This is a genomic window from Mycobacterium sp. E3247, assembly GCF_001667785.1.
Taxonomy (GTDB): Bacteria; Actinomycetota; Actinomycetes; order Mycobacteriales; family Mycobacteriaceae; genus Mycobacterium.
On sequence record NZ_LZJG01000174.1, the window covers coordinates 1 to 719 of the forward strand.

Consider the following 719-nt stretch of genomic DNA (forward strand, 5'->3'; position numbering starts at 1 on the left):
GCGTGCAGCACGCCCAGCATCAACCCGAACGTCAGGAAGTCGAACAGCGAGCTGATCGGTCCGAAGATCAGCATGAACCGGCGGATGAACGCGACGTTCCAGTGCGACGGCGCGTGCAGCTGCTCGGCGTCGACCCTGTCGGTGGGGATCGCCAGCTGCGAGGAGTCGTATAACAGGTTGTTCAGCAGGATCTGGCTGGGCAGCATCGGCAGGAACGGCAGCAGGGCCGATGCGGCCGCGGCGCTGAACATGTTCCCGAAGTTGCTCGACGTGCCCATCAGCACGTACTTGATGGTGTTGGCGAATATGCGCCGGCCCTCGGCGACGCCGGTGGCCAACACACCGAGGTCCTTCTCCAGCAGCACCACGTCGGCGGCGTCCTTGGCCACGTCGGTGGCGCTGTCCACCGAGATCCCCACGTCGGCGGCGTGCAACGCCAGCGCGTCGTTGACCCCGTCGCCCAGGAAGCCGACGGCTCGCCCCTCGCGCCGCAGCGCGGTGATCAGCCGCGCCTTCTGCTCGGGGGAGATGCGCGCGAAGATGGTGTGGTGTTGCGCGGCGTACGCGAACGCGGCGTCGTCCAGGGGTTCGAGCTGCGCGCCGGTGATGGTTCCCTTTGAGGCCAAACCCAAGTCGGCGCACACCTTTTCGGCCACCCGCGCGTTGTCACCGGTAGCGATCTTCACCTCGATGCCCAGATCCGCGAGCTGGGTTAGGGA

At 66.8% G+C, this 719-nt stretch carries 1 protein-coding gene; it reads right to left on the minus strand.

Annotated features, from left to right (window positions below; all coding sequences use genetic code 11):
• Window positions 1-719, minus strand: a 719-nt coding sequence (locus tag A9X04_RS32250) for an HAD-IC family P-type ATPase (protein ID WP_156764291.1), incomplete at both ends; no start/stop codon positions are given.